Annotated in this window: 16 protein-coding genes; 4 read left to right on the top strand and 12 right to left on the bottom strand. The window is 66.3% G+C overall.

Features of this window, described 5'->3' with window-relative positions; translation table 11 throughout:
- Nucleotide 1 precedes the first annotated feature (1 nt).
- From AC1Z3O_RS21860 to AC1Z3O_RS21815, 10 genes are all read right to left on the bottom strand, one after another.
- Nucleotides 2-793 carry an enoyl-CoA hydratase/isomerase family protein gene (locus AC1Z3O_RS21860; protein ID WP_483517973.1) on the bottom strand — a complete coding sequence of 264 codons (792 nt, stop codon included), beginning with the start codon at nucleotides 791-793 and terminating at the stop codon, nucleotides 2-4.
- An 11-nt stretch (nucleotides 794-804) separates the two neighbouring features.
- Complete coding sequence (locus AC1Z3O_RS21855; RefSeq protein ID WP_483517972.1) at nucleotides 805-1,782, bottom strand: alpha-ketoacid dehydrogenase subunit beta; 978 nt, start codon at nucleotides 1,780-1,782, stop codon at nucleotides 805-807.
- Nucleotides 1,779-2,771, bottom strand: a complete 993-nt coding sequence (locus AC1Z3O_RS21850; protein ID WP_483517971.1) for a thiamine pyrophosphate-dependent dehydrogenase E1 component subunit alpha — start codon at nucleotides 2,769-2,771, stop codon at nucleotides 1,779-1,781. The genes AC1Z3O_RS21855 and AC1Z3O_RS21850 overlap by 4 nt, the downstream gene beginning before the upstream one ends.
- Nucleotides 2,768-3,154 (bottom strand): MaoC family dehydratase, encoded by a 387-nt coding sequence (locus AC1Z3O_RS21845; RefSeq protein ID WP_483517970.1) that lies wholly within the window; start codon nucleotides 3,152-3,154, stop codon nucleotides 2,768-2,770. The genes AC1Z3O_RS21850 and AC1Z3O_RS21845 overlap by 4 nt, the downstream gene beginning before the upstream one ends.
- A 2-nt stretch (nucleotides 3,155-3,156) precedes the next feature.
- Nucleotides 3,157-3,561, bottom strand: coding sequence for a hypothetical protein (locus AC1Z3O_RS21840; RefSeq protein ID WP_483517969.1), 405 nt, complete (start codon nucleotides 3,559-3,561; stop codon nucleotides 3,157-3,159).
- A complete protein-coding gene (locus tag AC1Z3O_RS21835; protein ID WP_483517968.1) occupies nucleotides 3,558-3,953 on the bottom strand; it encodes a Zn-ribbon domain-containing OB-fold protein in 396 nt (131 codons plus the stop codon). The genes AC1Z3O_RS21840 and AC1Z3O_RS21835 overlap by 4 nt, the downstream gene beginning before the upstream one ends.
- Nucleotide 3,954: 1 nt before the next feature.
- Nucleotides 3,955-5,109 (bottom strand): thiolase family protein, encoded by a 1,155-nt coding sequence (locus AC1Z3O_RS21830; RefSeq protein ID WP_483517967.1) that lies wholly within the window; start codon nucleotides 5,107-5,109, stop codon nucleotides 3,955-3,957.
- On the bottom strand, nucleotides 5,106-5,897 hold the full coding sequence (locus AC1Z3O_RS21825; RefSeq protein ID WP_483517966.1) for an enoyl-CoA hydratase/isomerase family protein: 792 nt from the start codon (nucleotides 5,895-5,897) through the stop codon (nucleotides 5,106-5,108). Before AC1Z3O_RS21825 ends, AC1Z3O_RS21830 begins: the two co-directional genes overlap by 4 nt.
- Entirely contained in the window at nucleotides 5,894-7,042 is a 1,149-nt protein-coding gene (locus AC1Z3O_RS21820) for an acyl-CoA dehydrogenase family protein (RefSeq protein WP_483521903.1), read from the bottom strand. The genes AC1Z3O_RS21825 and AC1Z3O_RS21820 overlap by 4 nt, the downstream gene beginning before the upstream one ends.
- A 113-nt stretch (nucleotides 7,043-7,155) precedes the next feature.
- Nucleotides 7,156-7,938: an enoyl-CoA hydratase/isomerase family protein gene (locus AC1Z3O_RS21815; RefSeq protein ID WP_483517965.1), complete on the bottom strand. Its 783-nt coding sequence runs from the start codon at nucleotides 7,936-7,938 to the stop codon at nucleotides 7,156-7,158.
- A gap of 126 nt (nucleotides 7,939-8,064) precedes the next feature.
- Between AC1Z3O_RS21815 and AC1Z3O_RS21810 the strand changes: the two genes are divergently transcribed.
- The 4 genes from AC1Z3O_RS21810 (at nucleotide 8,065) to AC1Z3O_RS21795 (ending at nucleotide 13,263) form a co-directional block, all read left to right on the top strand.
- Nucleotides 8,065-9,225 carry an acyl-CoA dehydrogenase family protein gene (locus tag AC1Z3O_RS21810; RefSeq protein ID WP_483517964.1) on the top strand — a complete coding sequence of 387 codons (1,161 nt, stop codon included), beginning with the start codon at nucleotides 8,065-8,067 and terminating at the stop codon, nucleotides 9,223-9,225.
- Between the two features lie 89 nt (nucleotides 9,226-9,314).
- Nucleotides 9,315-10,295 (top strand): Bug family tripartite tricarboxylate transporter substrate binding protein, encoded by a 981-nt coding sequence (locus tag AC1Z3O_RS21805; RefSeq protein ID WP_483517963.1) that lies wholly within the window; start codon nucleotides 9,315-9,317, stop codon nucleotides 10,293-10,295.
- Nucleotides 10,288-12,396 carry an acetate--CoA ligase family protein gene (locus AC1Z3O_RS21800; RefSeq protein ID WP_483517962.1) on the top strand — a complete coding sequence of 703 codons (2,109 nt, stop codon included), beginning with the start codon at nucleotides 10,288-10,290 and terminating at the stop codon, nucleotides 12,394-12,396. The genes AC1Z3O_RS21805 and AC1Z3O_RS21800 overlap by 8 nt, the downstream gene beginning before the upstream one ends.
- 75 nt (nucleotides 12,397-12,471) lie before the next feature.
- The gene (locus AC1Z3O_RS21795) at nucleotides 12,472-13,263 is read left to right on the top strand and encodes an IclR family transcriptional regulator (RefSeq protein ID WP_483517961.1); all 792 of its coding nucleotides are present in this window, start codon (nucleotides 12,472-12,474) and stop codon (nucleotides 13,261-13,263) included.
- Between the two features lie 247 nt (nucleotides 13,264-13,510).
- On the opposite strand, the gene AC1Z3O_RS21790 is transcribed toward AC1Z3O_RS21795, so the two are convergent.
- Together AC1Z3O_RS21790 and AC1Z3O_RS21785 are read right to left on the bottom strand one after the other, a co-directional pair.
- Nucleotides 13,511-15,097: an aldehyde dehydrogenase (NADP(+)) gene (locus AC1Z3O_RS21790; RefSeq protein WP_483517960.1), complete on the bottom strand. Its 1,587-nt coding sequence runs from the start codon at nucleotides 15,095-15,097 to the stop codon at nucleotides 13,511-13,513.
- 31 nt (nucleotides 15,098-15,128) lie between these two features.
- Nucleotides 15,129-16,694 carry a UxaA family hydrolase gene (locus AC1Z3O_RS21785; protein WP_483517959.1) on the bottom strand — a complete coding sequence of 522 codons (1,566 nt, stop codon included), beginning with the start codon at nucleotides 16,692-16,694 and terminating at the stop codon, nucleotides 15,129-15,131.
- Nucleotides 16,695-16,757 lie beyond the last annotated feature (63 nt).

Below are 16,757 nucleotides of genomic sequence, written 5' to 3'. Positions count from 1 at the left end.
CTCAGTGCCCCGTGAAGTTCGGCTTGCGCTTCTCCAGGAAGGCGCGGCAACCCTCGTGCGCATCGGCGCTATCCAGGACAAGCCCGATCATGGCCTGCTCGTGCGCCAGCGCGGAGGGCAGGGGCATATCCGAGCCATCCCGCAACGCGCGCTTGAGCAGGCGCAGCGTCAGCGGCGACTTCTCAGCGATGCGCCCGGCCAGGGCGAGGGCCTCGTCGAGCAGGCGCTCGCGCGGCACCGTGCGGTTGCATAGTCCGAGGGAGACCGCCTCGGCCGCGGTGATCTGGTCTCCGGTGAACATCAACTCCTTCGCCCTGCAAAGCGGAATCTGGCGGATGATGCGCTGCGAGCCCCCGGCTCCGGGGAAGAGCCCGAGCGTGATCTCGGGCAGGCCAAGCTTGGCCTCCTCGGCAACGAGCCGGATATCGAGGGTCAGCAGGATCTCCGTGCCGCCGCCGAGGGCCCAGCCGTTGATGGCGCCGATCGTCGGCTTGTCACATACTTCGAAGCGGCGGAAGACGCGATGAATGACCTCGGCGAACTCCTGGTAGTGGGCCAGTCCCTGCCGGCTGTCGAGATCCGCGATGTCGCCGCCCGCCACAAAGGCGCGGTCTCCGGATCCCGTCAGCACGATCGACCGCACGGCAGCGTCGCCCTCCAACTTCGTGAGCGCTGCCTCCAGCGCCAGCAGGGTCTCCACGTTCAGCGCATTCAACGTCTTCGGACGGTTGATGGTCAGCAGCCCGATCGGGCCGCGCGTCTCACACAACACCAGTTCGGTAGACTCGGACATGAAATCCTCCTTCAGGAAACGGTTTGACGGACGGCCGCGGCTATCGCATCCGCGCTGACCGCATAGCCCTGCTCGAGCGAGGTCGCAAAGGGCACTGGCATGAACGGAGCTGCAACGCGCAACACGGGCGCGTCGAGTTCATCGAAGCCTTCATCTGCCAGCGTGGCGGCGATTTCCGCCCCCACGCCGAAGGCCTGAACGGCCTCGTGGACGACGACTGCGCGATGCGTGCGCGACAACGACTCCAGCACTGTCGACCGGTCCCATGGCTGGATGGAACGCAAGTCGATCACTTCCGCCTCGATGCCTTCGGCCGCCAAGGTTTCTGCTGCCTGCAGGCAGGTGAAGACCGTGGCGCCATAGGTAACCAGCGTGACATCGCGGCCGGCGCGCGCCACGCGCGCCTTGCCGATCTCGACCCGCACGGTCGGATCCACCAGCCCTTTGCGTGCGTACAGCCCCTTGTGCTCGACAAAGACCACGGGATCCGGGTCATCGATGGATGCTCGCAGCAGCGCGTAGACATCCTGCGGCTCGGCCGGGCAGACGACTTTCAGCCCCGGTACATGGGCCAGCCAGGCCTCCAGGCATTGCGAATGCTGCGGCCCGGCGCTCAAGCCCCCGCCGTGCGGCGCGCGCAGCACCATCGGCACGCTGCCCTGCCCGCCGAACATGAAGCGCGCCTTGGCGGCCTGATTGACCAGCGCGTCCATGGCCAGCGTGATGAAGTCCATGAACATGATCTCGACCACCGGCTTGAGCCCGGTAAGCGCCGCACCGACGGCAGCCGAGACGATCGACGCCTCGGAGATCGGGGTATCGCGCACGCGCCCTGGCCCGTATGCTTCGAGCAGGCCCCGCGTGGCCTTGAACGAGCCACCGGCCGTGCCGATGTCCTCGCCGAGCAATACCACGCTCTTGTCCTGCTCCATGCTGTCGCGCAAGGCCTGCGCCACAGCCTGTACATAGCGCATTTCGGTCCCGCTCATGCTCGTGCTCCTGGGGTGTAGACATCGCCCTGGGCCGCCTCGAACGACGGCAGAGCGTCAGCGCGCGCCGCCGCAATTGCGGCCTCCACGCAGGCAGCGGCCTCGGCATCCAGCGCGTCCACCGCCCCGGCGTCGACGCCGCTGCCAAGCAGGGTTGCGCGTGCCCGGGCCAGGGGGTCGTGTGCGGCGAGAGTCTCGATCTCATCGCTCGGACGATACTTCTGCGGGTCACCTTCGAAATGCCCACGCACACGATGCGTGATGCACTCGAGCACGAATGGCCCGTTGCCGGCACGCAGCGCCGCCACGGCCTCACGCGCGGCGTCCGAGACGGCCAGCGCGTCATTGCCGTCCACGCGCGCATGGACGATGCCGAATGCCCCCGACAATCGCTCGAGCGATGCCGCGAACTGACGCGAGGTGGGGGAGAACTCCGACCAGCCATTGTTCTCGCAGACCAGCAGTAGCGGTAGCCTCCATAGCGCAGCCATGTTCAGCGTTTCATGCAGCACGCCCTCCGCCATGGCGCCGTCGCCGAAGAAGGCAACCGCGACCCCCTGGGTCTGCCGGACAGCGTGCGCCATGGCACTCCCCAACGCGATGGGGATGCCGGCGCCGACAATGCCATTGGCCCCGAGGATGCCGAGCGACAGGTCGGCGACGTGCATCGAGCCGCCGCGGCCTTGGCACAGGCCGCCTGCGCGCCCCATGATCTCCTTGAAGAAGCCTTCCACGTCGATGCCGCGCGCGAGCACGTGGCCGTGGCCGCGGTGCGTGGTGGCAAGAGAATCCTGCGACCCGAGCGCACTGGCGATGCCGGCGGCCACCGCCTCCTGACCCACGCTAAGGTGGATGAAGCCGGGCACCTCGCTATCGGCGAAGAGCCGACTCAGCGCCAGCTCCACCTGGCGGACCAGCGTCATAGTGCGATAGAGCGCCAGCTGACGCTCCTGCACTTCGGCGCTTGCAGTCTGTTTCTTACTGCTCATACCGTCTCCTTGATCGCATTCATGCGAACCGTGCCGGCTACGCGGTCCGAACCGTCGTCGGCACGCACCCAGACATCGAACACTTCAGGGTTGTCCTGGTTCTGCGCCCCGCCCGCGACGAGCAACTCCCCGCTGCGCACAGGCTTGAGGAAGCGGATGTCCAGGTCAAGCGACGCGAAGGCATCCGGCCCGAAGCTGCGGAACAAGGCTTGCCACAGCAGGCAGATCGACATCGTGCCGTGCGCGATCACACCGCCCATCGGCGTCTTCGCGGCGAATTCCGCGTCGAGGTGGATCGGGTTGTAGTCGTCGGTGAGCCCGGCGTAGGCACGGATCACGTCCGGCTCGACCCGCAGGGTTGCCGTTTGTAATGGTCGGTTCATGGTCATGCTGCCCAGATCAGCGTGAGATATCCATCGTAGATAGGGCGGCCGCCCTCTCCGCTGCCAGTGGCGCGAAGCTCGACATAGCGCCGCTCGCGCTTCAGTTCCTTGCTTTCGCAGCGCATCACCGTAAGGACCGACTCCCCGGGGCGGGGCACGCCTCGCATCGACAGACGCTGGCGGCTATGCACGTTTCCGGGCGGGCGCGGGGTGACGATGCCCAGGTACGCGCGCATCATCATCACCACCGCAAGGCCGGCGCCTTCCGCGGCCTCGCCTGCGCCGTCTTCCTGTGCATCGCCGAAGATGTGCCGCCAGCCTTGCGTCAGCGCGGCATCGACGGTGATGGTCGTCTCTCCGAGCACGGTGCCGGGCTCGAACCTGTCATAGACGAAGACGTCGCTCATGCGCTCACCTCGGCTTGCGGAAGCGTTGCGCCTTCGACCTCGCGGAAGGTGATGCGCACGGGCTGGCCAATGGCGAGGTCATCGCTGCCATCCTTGACGTTGACCATCAGGCGGAAGCCTTCGTCCATGTCGACGATCGCGATGACATAGGGCACTTCGCCGCGGAATGCCGGTGTCGGCGCGCGGTGGACCACGGTATAGGTAAGGATCTGGCCGCGGCCTGCGGAGCGCTTCCACTCAAGCGCGTCACGGTGGCACGACACGCAGCGCGCGCGAGGAATCAGTTGCACCTGGCCGCAGTGCCGGCAGCATTGATAGCGCACGACACCTTCGGCGCAACCCTCCCAGAAGGCTTGGGTCTCCGCAGTGGAGCGGGGAATGGGACGGCTCATATCAGTGGGCTCCGAGAACAAGAGAACAATGCGCCGAGAGAATGCCGCCATCGCCATGGACGAAGGCTAGCCTGGCGCCATCGACCTGGCGCGCCTCGGCATGACCGCGCAACTGATGCACCGCCTCGACCGCATGGAACATGCCGCCTGCGGCACCGGAGTGCCCATAGGACAGGAGTCCGCCATGCGTATTGCACGGCAGCCGTCCCTCCAGGCCCAGCTCCCCGCGAAGCGCGGCAGGGCCCGCCTCACCGCGTTCGAAGAAGCCGATGGATTCCAGCTCGACCAGCAAGGTGATCGTGAAGGAGTCATAGATCTGCGCCACATCGATATCGGACGGCTTGACGCCGGCCCGCGCGAACGCCGTCGCCGAGGAGGCCTTGCAGCCGAAATTGGTCAGGCTCGGCGCAGCTACGATGTGCTCATGGGTATGCCCCTGTCCGGCGCCCAGGATCTCGATCGCCTTGCCGCGCGTATCCGCCGCCGCGACCTTGCTGCTGACGACCACGGCCGCGCCGCCATCGGAAACCAGGCAGCAGTCGAAGAGCCGCAGCGGCGAGCAGATCTCCCTGGACGCCAGGACCTGCCCCATCGATAGCGGCTCGCGCTTGTGCGCCTTGGGGTGCCGCCCGGCATGGCGGCGATGCTCCACTGCAAGCGCGGCCAGATGTTCGGCGGTTGCGCCGTACTCGTGCATGTAGCGGCGTGCCACCATGCCGTATGCGGCCGGCACACTGATGCCGAAGGGTCGCTCGAACTGCGGATGCCCGACTTCCGCCAGCGCGGCAACGGCGCCGTCGCGCGACATGCCGGTCAGCCGGTTGTCGCCGGTGACGACGAGCACATGGCGGCACTGCCCGCTTGCCACTAGTGCCGCAGCCTGCATGATCATGATGCAGGCGCTTGCGCCGCCGGCCTGGATTGCTGCGCAGTATCCCGGGTGGATGCCGAGGTACTCGCAGAAGACCGAAGCCAGCATCAGGTGCGGCTCTGTGAAGGAGTACGCGCACAGCACGCCATCGATGTCCGAGAGCGCCAGACCGGCGTCGGCCACCGCGCCGAGCGCTGCCTCGGCGTGCAGTGCCATGCAGCTGCTGCCCGGCAACTCGCCGATGGCCGTATCGTGAACGCCGGTGATGAATGCATTCATGGTCATGCGCGATTCCCTCCGGGGAAAGCAAGCGGACGCTTGTTCAAGAAGTTGGCTACGGCGTCGGCGTGGTACTGCGATTGCAGGGCGAGCGCCTGCGCATAGGACTCCAGTTCCGCCAGCGTGTCTTGGTCAAGGTTGAACGAGCGATTGAGCACGTTCTTGGCCATGCCGATCGCCTCGGTCGAGGCGTGGTGATAGCGCTCTGCCATCGCAAGCGCTTCCGGCATCAGTTGTTCCGGCGCCACCACGTTCGCAAGGATGCCGAGCCGGACAGCCTCGTCAGCAGCCACTTCCCGGGCGGAGAACACGATGTCCTTGGCGCGCTGCAAGCCGACGATCCGGGGCAGCAGGAAGAAACCGCCGAGGTCAGGCACCAGCCCGATGCGGCTGAAGGCCGCACAGAAACGCGTGCGGGGCGTGCCGATGATGAAGTCGCAGGCCAATGCCAGGTTGAAGCCCGCGCCGAAGGCCGGGCCGTCGACGGCGGCGATGACCGGCTTCTCCAGGTTGACCAGTTCGCGGAACCAGGGATGGAGCCGCCGGATCCGCTCGCGATCGCGGAGCACGGGACGCTTTGCCTCCGACAGCGACTTGAGGTCGCCGCCGGCGCAGAACATGCCATCGGTTCCGGTAAGAATGACGGCCCTCACCGTCTCATCATCTCTTGCCTCGAACACGGCCTCGGCGATCCCGGCACGGACCTCGAGATCAAAGGCATTCTTCCTCTCCGGGCGGTTCAAGCGGATGACCATCGTGGCGCCATGGCGCTCTCGCAGCACGAAGTCGTTCATGGCTTGAACCCCAGGCTGCGGGCGATGATGTTGCGCTGGATCTCGCTGGTGCCTTCCCCGATCACGTACACCAGCGCATCGCGATGGATCCGGCCGACAGGATACTCACGCATGATCCCGGCCCCGCCATGGATGCGAATCGCCTGCTCGCTGACCGAGAGCGCGGTTTCACTCGCGATGAGCTTCACGCGGGCGGCGGTGGCCGCATCCAGCGTGCCCTGGTCGACGCGCCAGGCGCCGTAGTACACAAGCCAGCGCGCCGCTTCGATCTGCGCCGACATATCCGCCAGCTTGTGGGCAATGGCCTGGTAGTCGCCAATGCGCTTGTTCGCCACGATGCGGTCGTTAGCATAGGCCTGCGCGGCGTCGAAGGCGGCGCGAGCCATTCCCAGCGCATTGGCGGCCACGCCGACGCGATTCTCGCTCAGGGACTCGAGAATCACGGGATAGGTGCCCTCGCGGCCGCCGAGCAGGCAATCGTCCGGGACAAAGGCATCTTCGATGTGGATCAGCGCGGTTTCCGAGGCGCGGATCCCCTCCTTCTTGAGCTTGTGGATGTCGAACCCCTTGTTCGGCAGTTCGACGATGAACAGGCTGATGGCGTCCGGCGTCAGCTCCGGGCTGGTGCGTGCGGCCACCAGCAGGAAATCGGCAATCGGCGCGTTGGTGATGTAAAGCTTGCTGCCGTTGAGCTTCCACCCGCCTGGAACCCGCTCGGCCCGGGTCTTCATCGCGCGGATGTTCGAGCCACCGTCCGGTTCGGACAAGCCGAAGCCGGCAACCTTGTCGCCAGACAGCGCTGGCTTGAAGAAGCGTTCGCGCTGCTCCGGCGTGCCGGCCTTCCAGATCGGCCAGATGCCCAGATGCGTGTGCGCGGACCAACTGGAGGCGAACCCCTGGCTCAGGTAGCTGAGTTCCTCGCGCACGATGCAGTCGCTGACCTTGTCGAAGCCGCTGCCGCCATCGGACTCCGGATAGCGCACGCCCAGCAGGCCAAGTTCGCCCCAGCGCCGGAAGACATGCCGCGGAAACACCTCGGTCTCGTCGGCCTGCGCGACGAGGGGCGACAATTCGTCACGGCACAGGCGTCGCACCGTGTCGCGCACGGACTCGTGCTCTTCAGAAAAGGTGAAATCCAGACTCATGGGGTCGTCTCCAGAAACCGAGCAGGAAGGGAGCCGACTTCGCCCGCGCCTCCTGATTCGTATTAAAGAATAGTATTCGTTGTTGCGAATATTAATGAGCGAGATGGATGACGTCAACCGTTTCGCGCGCGAGTTCCTGAACTGCGCAACCCTTCCAGGTAGGACGCAATCCGCTCGACGACACCCGGTCGCCCGAAGTTCTCCCGCATCAAGGGAGCGACCGCCTTGACGCGAGCCACGAGCGCCTGCGGCGACTGCGTCAGCAGCCGGCTGCGGCGCGCGATGCCCAGCGCAGCCCTGCGGTCCAGATACCAAGCCAGGCGGATCCGGGCCGCCGACGCAAAGTCCGCGGCCGGCAGCACCTCCGTCACCAGCCCGACCCGGAACGCCTCGACCGCCCCGATCGCCTCCCCACCCAAACACAGGCGCTGCGACAAGGCAGGGAGCATGCGCGCCTGCAGTACGGCATCGACGATGACGGGGTACATGCCGAAGCGGATTTCCGGACAGGCAAGCTGGAGGTCGTCAGCCGCGATCACCACGTCCGCCAAGGCAAGCAGGATCGCGCCAGCGCCCGCCGCACGCCCCCGCGCCACCGCGATCAGCGGCGCCGGACAGCAAGCCAGGGCTTCGATCATCGCCAGCAGCGCCTCCTCCTGCTCCGCGAGCGCCTCGGGGCCGGCGACGAATTCCGCGATATCGGCTCCGGCACAGAACAGCGTCGGCGAAGCGCTGCTCAGCAGCAGCACGTCGGCCTCCGCGGCGCTCAGCCCCGCCGCAAACCCGACAACCTCCCGCATCATCCGCGCGCTCATGGCATTGGCCTTGTCAACGCGATCCAGGACCAGCTCATGGTGATCGGGGTGGCGCACTACGCGTATGGGGCTGTGGTTCATGGTTGGTCCTCAAATCGAAGGAAAAGGCCGGTACCGGAGGCAAAGCACCCAGAGCCATTCATCCCGGCTTGCTTCATTCTGTACGCAGAACTATACTCGCCATACAGAATATTAAAAGGAGACGCCATGGCAAGCAGCAACGCCCGTGCACGCCCCCGGAACACCATCGACCGTGAGGCGTTCCGAGACATGTGCCGCGCCTTTGCGCAAAAGGAGGTTGGTCCGCGCTGGCAGAAGGCGGATGACGAGAAGCAATTCCCGCGTGACTTCTATGTGGCGTGCGCGCGTGCCGGGCTGATCGGCATCACCGCGTCGGAGGACGTGGGAGGCGCGGGCCTCGGCGCATACGAAGAGGCCATTGCCATGGAAGAGCTGGCCAGCATCAACCCCAACCTGGCGGTCTCGGTGCTGGTGCAGAACGTGGCCGGCTCGATCCTCTACGAGTACGGCAACGAGGCGCATCGGGAGATCGCGCGCCGCAATATTGCCGGCGAGTGCCTGCTTGCCATCACGATCACTGAACCCGAGGCCGGCAACGACATTCAGAACGTCCGCACGCGCGCCACACGCGATGGCGAGGCATGGCGGCTGGACGGCATCAAGTCCTTCATCACGCTAGCAGGCGACGCCGACGTGCTGGTCACCCTGGCGCAAACCGACCCGGCCGCCGGACGCCACGGCATGCGCTTCTTCGCGGTAGACCGTGACACGGCCGGCATTCAGACCAGCAAGATCGACACCTATGTCAACCGCCCGGCGCCGACATTCCGGGTCATGTTCAGTGAAGCCGAGGTGCCGGAGAGGCGCCGGCTGGACGCAGGGTTCGCGGAGATCATGGCGGGCTTTAACCGTGAGCGCATCATGGTGGCGGCGCGCTGGCTGGGTCATATGCAGACCGCACTCGACTGGGCGATCGGCTATGCCGGCACGCGCAGGCAGTTCGGCAAGCCGATCGGTGCGAATCAGTCCATCGCCTTTGCGCTGGCGCAGGCGCACCTGGACGTCGAGGCAGCGCGCCGCCTGACCTACCACGCGGCCGAGCGCTGGGATAGCGGCGCACCGCTCGAGCAGGTCATTCTTGATGTCTCCACCGCCAAACTGCACGCCACCCAGGCCGTCGTCCGAGTGACGCAGACCGCGCTCCACGTGGCCGGCGGCTGGGGCCTGACCTCGGAACTCCCTGCCATGCGCTGGGCAATGGATGCCCTGGTCGCACCGGTGACGGTCGGCAGCGTCGAGATCCAGCAACGCGCCATTGCCCGCCAGCTTGGTCTGCCGCTGGACTGAGCGCTGTCCGGAGGGACGCCATCGCCCCTCATCCCCATGAGCGCTGCCGGTATAGCGCAGCTCCTAGCCCTAGTGTGAGGTACAACCCCATGAGCAAATTCAAACTACGCCGCTCCCTGCTCGCCAGCGTAGGCGCGGTGAGCCTGCTTGCGCTGCCGTCGATAGCGTGCGCGCAGACCTACCCGACCAAGCCGGTGACGCTTATCGTCGCCTCGCTGCCTGGCGGCATCCTGGACACCGTCGGCCGCATCGTCGCGCACGGCATGGAAGCCATGGGGCAACCGGTCATCGTGCAGAACATGCCGGGGGCCGGCAGCTCGCTCGGCACCGCCGCCGTCGCGCGCGCCACGCCGGACGGCTACACGCTGGGCATGATCGCAACCAGCCATGCCATCAACCCGAGCATCTACCGGCATCTTCCCTATGACACCAAGCGGGATCTCATCCCCATCTCGCAAGCCGTCGCGCTGGCCAATGTGCTGGTGGTCGGCCCGAATACGCCAGCCCACAATCTGGCGGAATTCATCGCCCTGGCGAAGCGCGAACCGGGCAAACTCACCTTCGGCTCCGCCGGCAACGGCCAGTCCAACCACCTGACCGGCGAGATGCTGCAGAAGGCAGCAGGCATCCAGCTTACGCACATCCCCTACAAGGGAAGCGCCGGCGCCATAGTCGACGTACAGGCCGGATTGGTAAGCTGCATGTTTGTTGACGTCCTCTCCGCATTGCCGCTCATCAAGGCGGGCAAGCTGAAAGCCATCGCCGTGACCAGCAACACCCGCGTTCCGGCCGCCCCCGACATTCCCACCTTCAAGGAATCCGGCATGCCCGATTTCAATGGCTCGTCGTGGCTCGGTGTGATCGGCCGCGCTGGCACGCCGCGGGTCATCGTGGACAAGATCAGCACGGCAATCGCCAAGACCATGAATGATCCGGGCGTCAGAGATCGGCTGATCAGCATGGGCGTGGAACCCGTCGGGTCGACTCCCGAGCAGTTCTCGAAATTTCTCGATAGCGAAACCGCGCGCTACGCCGGTGTCGTCAAGACGGCTGGAGTGAAAATTGACTGAGCAGAACCCGTCGCGCAACGCCGGCATTTCCCGCGTCGCCAGCATTCTCAACGCGCAAAGCATTGCCATCGTCGGTGCGTCGTCAGACCCGGCCAAGATCACCGGACGCCCCCTGGCCTATATGCTGTCGCGCGGCTATCAGGGCAAGCTGTACCCGGTCAATCCGGGCCGCAGCGAAGTGCAAGGCCTGACATCGTACCCGTCACTGAAGGCAATCGGCCAACGGGTCGATCTCGCCATCATCGGCACCGAGGCAGGCAAGGTTGAAAGCGTCATTGCCGAAGGGATCGCGGCGGGTATCCCGGCATTCGTCGTGTTCTCCTCGGGCTTCTCCGAAGCCGGCGAGGAAGGCAAGGCAATGCAGGCGCGGCTGCGGGCATTGGCGCAGGAGAAAGGCGTAGCGATCCTGGGACCGAACTGCCTCGGGGCAGCCAATTGCAGCACCGGGCTGATTGCGTCCTTCACCACGGCGCTGGAAGAAACCCCTTTGCAGCGCGGCCGCTTTGCGTTTGTGAGCCAGAGTGGTGCGCTCGGTGCCTATTGGCTCGACATGGTGCTGCGTTCCGGACTGGGCTTCAGCCACTGGATCACGACGGGTAACGAGTGCGATGTCGATGCCGCCGAGGCGATCGACTTCCTGGTGGATGACCCCGATACTGCAGTCATCGGCATGTATCTCGAAGACATCCGGGACACCGTGGCATTTCGCCGGGCGCTGCAACGTGCCGCACAGGCACGCAAACCCGTGATCGCGATCAAATCGGGCCGCTCGAAAGCCGGCGCCGCGGCGGCGGCATCCCACACGGGAGCCATTGCCGGCGACGACTCCCTCTACGATGCCTGTTTTCGCCAAGGCGGTGCGGTGCGCGTCGACTCGCTCAGCGCACTGGTGGACACGGCGAGACTCTTCCTGTACGAAAGCGTGCCTGAAGGCGACAGGCTGGCCGTGATGTCGGTATCGGGAGGCGCAGGCGTGCTGATTGCCGATGAGGCCGAGGCACTCGGCATGCATCTGCCGGCCTTCTCGGCCGCCACCAAAGCTGCGTTGAAAACGATCCTGCCCGCCTTTGCAACACCGTCCAACCCGCTCGACCTGACCGGAAACGTGGTGCAGAGCACCGATAGCTTCGGACGCGCGCTCTCCGCCGTCGGCCAGGACGCTGACATCGACAGCGTGGTGCTCTTCGTGGGCATGATGCACAGCATCGCAGACACGTTCACCGAGGCCTTGGCAAGCGCGCGAAAGCAACTGAACCGACCGATTGCGGTGGTGTGGCTCAGCGCCATGCCAGAAACCGTCGCCAGGCTGGAAGCGGAGCGCATCCCCGTGTTCGCCGACATTCCGCAATGCATGCAGGCGCTGGATGCTGCGCGAAAGGCCAGGCAACTGCAGTCGGAGGCCGCTTCCTCGGCCCTCCCGGCAGTGCGCGTGGCCGGGGCACTCCCGACTGCGAGCACGGTTGCCCTTTCCGAATACAGCGGAAAGGAGCTGCTACGCAGCCAGCGAGCGATCGCGATACCCGAGGGCCGGCTGATCCGTTCCGGCGAGTCATCGGACTCCCTGCCCTTGACCGGGCGGCTGGCCGCCAAGCTGCAGTCGAGTGAGTTGCTGCACAAGAGCGAAGCCGGCGGCGTGATCCTTGGGATTCGCACCGCGGACGAGCTTGCCGGCGCCGTCCAGACGCTGCGCGGGATCGGCGACCACCTGGAGATCGATGTCGAAGGGGTTCTGGTTGAGCAGATGGTGCCCTTCGATCATGAGCTGTTGCTGGGCCTGCGCCGCGATCCGCGCTTCGGCGCGGTCCTGACCATTGCTCGGGGAGGTGTCGAGGTCGAACTGGATGCCGACGCCATCACGAGGCTGCTTCCGCTCGACGCCAGGCAGGTGGAATTGATGCTGCGCAGCCTGCGGGCCGCGCGCCTGCTGGATGGCTTCCGCGGTCGCCCCAAGGTCGATATCCCGGCCATTGCCGCGCGCATCGCCGCGCTGTGCGACTGGTTCATGGAGCGGACCGAACTGGCGGAAGTCGAGATTAACCCGCTGGCGGTGCGAGCCGACCAGGCTTGGGCCCTGGACGCCCTGGTAACACGCACGGCCTGAGGCCGTCCGGTCGGTCCGTCCGGGCCGGCTGACCGACCGGTACAATCCCGCTATTGCCTTTCTTATCCAACCAGCATGGCATCCAATCCCGCACCTGAGAAGCTTGTCGGCGCACTCGCCAGTGGCCTGAGCGTGCTGCGCTATCTGGCCGCAGCACAAGCTCCGGTGGGCGTCACGCGCATCGCACGCGACCTGCAGCTCAATTCGAGCACCTGCTTCAACCTGCTTAAGACCCTGGTGCACGAGCGCCTGGTCATCTTCGATGACTCAGCCAAGACCTACACCATCGGCCTGGGCCTGGTCGAGCTGGCGAAGGGTGCGCTGGAGCAGGCTTCCTATGCCAGGATGGTGCACCCGCATCTCGAGGAGGTTGCGATGCGCCATCGCATTACCGCAACCCTTTGGCAATGCACGACCGACGAGCGCGTGGTTCTCGTCGATCGCGCGGACAACGCTGCCGCCATGCGCGTCCATATGAACATCGGCCAGCGACTCCCGATGTACATTGCCGCGCTCGGACGCAGCTTTGCGGCGCACTCCAACCTCAGCCCTGCGGAACTGCGCTCGCGGTTCAGTGCCCTGCGTTGGGAGAATCCGCCGACCTTCGAAGCCTATCTGGCGGAGGTCGACGACGCTCGCAAGAATGGCTACGCTATTGATATCGACCGATACGTCAAAGGCGTCACTACCGTTTCTGCTGCCGTCCTCGACGGCGCGGGCAGTCCCGTCATGGCCATCAGCGCGGTTGGGTTCAGCGCCCAGTTTGATAAGGCGTCAATCAAAGCGCTGGGAGAAGATCTTTGCGAGCGCGCCGATGAAGTCACCAGAGCTGTCTCAGGACGACCTCGCATAGACAGGCCTGCTTAGGCAGCGTGTCCCGGTTGCCGCCTTTTTCGGGGATATCAGCAGCGCCCGCAGCAGATCAGTTCACTCTTAGCCTTTGCCCGACTTCCGTCGACTTGGCATAGGCGCAGTGGATACTCCGGCGAGCACCCTGTCAGCCGATACCTCAAACCCGCCAGGGCGCCCAGATGACGGGCTGTAGGCGGTTGCGCAGCGGGCCTGAATCAACTTCCGGGCGAACCGCAATCGTGCCCATCCCGCTGCCGCCTGGTCAGGACGCGTGCTGTCCGAACACCCCCTCTACCCATTGTGGGATGCCGGCCGGATTGTCCGGCATCAGCGCCTCCGGCAGGAGTTCGGGCGGGAAATCCTGGTAGCACACCGGGCGCAGAAAACGCTCCATCGCGCTCACGCCGACCGAGGTGGTGCGCGTGTCCGAGGTGGCCGGAAACGGCCCGCCATGCACCATGGCGTGGCACACTTCGACGCCGGTCGGGAAGCCGTTGACGATCAACCGCCCGGCCTTGCGTTCCAGCACGGGGACCAGCGCACGCGCCGCCGCCACGTCGTCGCCGTCGATGTGCAGCGTGGCGGTGAGTTGTCCTTCGAACGCCTGCGCCAACGCCTGCATCTGGGCCACGTCGTCGCAGCGGACCAGCAGGCCGGCCGGGCCGAACACCTCATCGTGCAATGACGGCTGCGTCATGAAATGCGCGGCCGTAGTCTGACACACGATGGCCTCGGCGCTGCACGCGCCCTCGCCGGTTGTGCCCCGGGCCACGGAGGCCACGCCAGGCGTGTTCGCCATGCGTTGCGCGCCGTCGCGGAAGGCGCGATGGATGCCGGGACTCAGCATCGTGCCGGCCGCCCGTCCGGACAGTGCGGCGGCGACGCCGGCAACGAAACGGTCCCAGCCCCGACTCGCGACGCCCAGGACGATGCCGGGATTGGTGCAGAGCTGTCCCGTGCCCATCACCAGCGCATCAACATAGCCCGCGGCGATGCGTTCCGCGCGCGCGTGCAGCGCCCCCGGCATCAGGAAGACCGGGTTGATCGCACTCATCTCGGCAAACACGGGGATCGGCTGCGGGCGCTCGCCCGCCGCGCGGCACAAAGCCAGGCCGCCCGCGCGCGAGCCAGTGAAAGCCACCGCCTGTACGGCGGGATGCCGCACCAGCGCAACCCCGACATCGTGGCCGGTGCCGGCCACCATCGAGAACGTCCCCTCCGGCATCGCCTGCTCGCGCACCGCCCGGGCAATCACGCGTGCCACGAGCTCCGATGTGCCGGGATGCGACGGATGCGCCTTCACGATTACGGGGCATCCCGCCGCCAAGGCCGACGCCGTATCCCCGCCGGCCACCGAGAAGGCCAACGGAAAATTGCTGGCGCCGAACACCGCCACCGGACCGACCGCGATCCGGTGCATCCGCAAATCGGGCCGCCGCATCGGTTGACGCTCCGGCTGGGCGGGGTCGATCGTCGCCCGCATCCACCCGCCTGCGCGCAGTTCGCGCGCGAACAGGCGCAACTGCCCCGTGGTGCGACCGCGCTCGCCCTCCAGGCGGGCACGCGGCAGGCCAGTCTCCTGCATGGCCCGCTCGATCAGTTGCGCCCCGAGCGCTTCGATGCCGTCGGCAATCGCTTCGAGGAAGCGGGCACGCTGCTCGGACGTCGTCGCGCGGTACGCGTCGAACGCACACTCCGCCAATCGGGCCGCGCGCTCGACGTCATCGCTCGAAGCAGAGCAAAAGGCTGGCGCCAGCGTCTCGCCGGTGGCCGGATCGATCGCGTGGAAGCCAGGGCCGGCCTCGCCCTGTTCATCGTGGCCGATCAAAAGTTGTCCCGTCAGGTTCATATCGGTAAGGAATCTTGTACAAAAAACGACTTCAGGTAATCGCGCTCAGTTGCCAGGGCACGAATTCGTTCTGCCCATAGCCGTGCACCTCACTCTTGGTGCGCTCGCCGGAGGCCACGCGCAAGAGCGCCTGGAAAATCGACTCGCCCATTGCTTCGATGCTGTCCTGTCCTTCGGCGATTCCGCCGCAGTTCAGATCGATGTCGGCCTGCTGGCGCTCCCACAACGGCGTGTTGGTGGCCAGCTTGAGCGACGGCGTCGGGGCGCAACCGTAGGCCGATCCGCGGCCGGTCGTGAAGCAGATCAGGTTGGCGCCCCCCGCCACCTGGCCGGTGGCCGAGACCGGGTCGTAGCCCGGCGTATCCATGAACACCAGGCCGCGCCTCGTCACCGGCTCGGCGTATCCGAAGACATCGACCAGGTTGGTGCTGCCCCCCTTGGCGACGGCGCCCAACGACTTCTCCAGGATCGTCGTCAGGCCGCCTGCCTTGTTGCCCGCCGACGGGTTGTTGTTCAAGTCGGCACCCATGCGCCGGCAGTAGTCCTCCCACCAGCCGATGCGCGCGAGCAGTTTCTCGGCGACGGCCGGGCTCTCTGCGCGCCGCGTCAGCAGATGCTCGGCACCATAGATCTCGGGCGTCTCCGACAGGATGGCCGTACCGCCGTGGCGCACCAGGCGATCCATCGCGGCGCCCAGCGCCGGGTTCGCCGTGATGCCGGAATAGCTGTCCGATCCGCCGCACTGGAGGCCGACCACGAGATGGCTGGCCGGCACCGGGACACGCACGGCCCGGTTGGCGTCGGGTAGCAGTTCCCGCACCGCGGCGATGCCCTTGGCCACGGCCTGCGCCGTGCCGCCGGACTCCTGGATCGTGAATGAGCGCAATGCCGGCCCGGCCTGCAACCCCTCCGCTTCCAGCCACGCGGGGATCTGGTTGGTCTCGCAGCCCAGGCCCACGACCAGCACTGCGGCGAAATTGGCGTGACGCGCGTAGCCCGAGAGCGTACGGCGCAGCATGCGTAGGCCGTCGCCGTTCGCATCGACCGCGCAACCGCTGTCGTGCGTGAGCGCGACGACGCCGTCGATGTTCGGGAACTCGGCCAACGCATCCGGGCGGATATCGCGCCGGAAGTGATCCGCGATCGCCCGCGCCACGGTGGCCGAGCAGTTCACTGAGGTCAGGATGCCGATGTAATTGCGCGTCGCCACGCGGCCGTCGGACCGCACGATGCCCTGGAAGGTGGCCGGCACATCGACTGGAACGGTCTCGCGCGCATCGACGCCGACGGCATGTACGCGGTCGAACTGTCCCGTGGTGAGATTGTGCACGTGCACGTGCTGCCCGCGCCGGATCGCTTGCGAGGCGAAACCGATGACCTGGCCATAGCGGCGCACCGGGCTGCCGGCAGGGATGTCGCGCACCGCGACCTTGTGGCCGGGCGGAATCAATCCGGTGACGCTCAGGTTTTCGCCGTCGATCATCGTGCCGGACATCAATTGGGTTCTGGCAATAACGACGTCGTCGACATCGCTAAGTCGGATCGTTGGCGCCAACACCCCCTTGGGGGAGTTCGCCGATGCGCCGATGGGAGTCATGTCAGTTCTCGGTTCGGGCGGGCCGCGGCCCGCCGGGTCAACAATGCCTGGCGGGACGATGCC

This window comes from Cupriavidus sp. 09_S30 (assembly GCF_056930435.1).
Note: the sequence above shows the minus strand (reverse complement) of the source record. Positions and strands in the feature narration are given on the sequence as shown.

Coding starts and splice junctions, on each gene's coding strand:
- AC1Z3O_RS21835 (WP_483517968.1), bottom strand. CDS start 3,953: ATGAGCCGTCCCATTCCCCGCTCCACTGCGGAGACCCAAGCCTTCTGG.
- AC1Z3O_RS21795 (WP_483517961.1), top strand. CDS start 12,472: ATGGCATCCAATCCCGCACCTGAGAAGCTTGTCGGCGCACTCGCCAGT.
- AC1Z3O_RS21830 (WP_483517967.1), bottom strand. CDS start 5,109: ATGACCATGAATGCATTCATCACCGGCGTTCACGATACGGCCATCGGC.
- AC1Z3O_RS21790 (WP_483517960.1), bottom strand. CDS start 15,097: ATGAACCTGACGGGACAACTTTTGATCGGCCACGATGAACAGGGCGAG.
- AC1Z3O_RS21805 (WP_483517963.1), top strand. CDS start 9,315: ATGAGCAAATTCAAACTACGCCGCTCCCTGCTCGCCAGCGTAGGCGCG.
- AC1Z3O_RS21825 (WP_483517966.1), bottom strand. CDS start 5,897: ATGAACGACTTCGTGCTGCGAGAGCGCCATGGCGCCACGATGGTCATC.
- AC1Z3O_RS21785 (WP_483517959.1), bottom strand. CDS start 16,694: ATGACTCCCATCGGCGCATCGGCGAACTCCCCCAAGGGGGTGTTGGCG.
- AC1Z3O_RS21840 (WP_483517969.1), bottom strand. CDS start 3,561: ATGAGCGACGTCTTCGTCTATGACAGGTTCGAGCCCGGCACCGTGCTC.
- AC1Z3O_RS21860 (WP_483517973.1), bottom strand. CDS start 793: ATGTCCGAGTCTACCGAACTGGTGTTGTGTGAGACGCGCGGCCCGATC.
- AC1Z3O_RS21845 (WP_483517970.1), bottom strand. CDS start 3,154: ATGAACCGACCATTACAAACGGCAACCCTGCGGGTCGAGCCGGACGTG.
- AC1Z3O_RS21820 (WP_483521903.1), bottom strand. CDS start 7,042: ATGAGTCTGGATTTCACCTTTTCTGAAGAGCACGAGTCCGTGCGCGAC.
- AC1Z3O_RS21855 (WP_483517972.1), bottom strand. CDS start 1,782: ATGAGCGGGACCGAAATGCGCTATGTACAGGCTGTGGCGCAGGCCTTG.
- AC1Z3O_RS21815 (WP_483517965.1), bottom strand. CDS start 7,938: ATGAACCACAGCCCCATACGCGTAGTGCGCCACCCCGATCACCATGAG.
- AC1Z3O_RS21850 (WP_483517971.1), bottom strand. CDS start 2,771: ATGAGCAGTAAGAAACAGACTGCAAGCGCCGAAGTGCAGGAGCGTCAG.
- AC1Z3O_RS21810 (WP_483517964.1), top strand. CDS start 8,065: ATGGCAAGCAGCAACGCCCGTGCACGCCCCCGGAACACCATCGACCGT.